The sequence below is a fragment of the Halorubrum sp. SP9 genome, from assembly GCF_005435015.1.
Classification (GTDB): Archaea; Halobacteriota; Halobacteria; order Halobacteriales; family Haloferacaceae; genus Halorubrum; species Halorubrum sodomense.
In genome coordinates this window covers 259-487 of the sequence record NZ_SGXU01000339.1, presented here as the reverse complement: position 1 = coordinate 487, position 229 = coordinate 259, and positions in this window count along the sequence as shown.

The window sequence follows — 229 nt, the reverse complement described above, 5'->3', positions numbered from 1 at the left end:
CTCGTATCGGAGGACAACTGGCACCGCTGCGGTGAGCACGCAGGCGGCGCCAAGCAGGAAGTGCGCGATTGCGGGGGCCATACAGACGATGTGAGAGAGAAGAGAGAAAAATCCGCGGGTAACTGTGGTGTCAAAACAGGTTCACAACATAAAGAACAGGCCACAGACGAGTAAACCACTCAGGAAAACAGCCGCCGCAACTGTGCCCGCGAGAAGAGCGTGGTCGGCC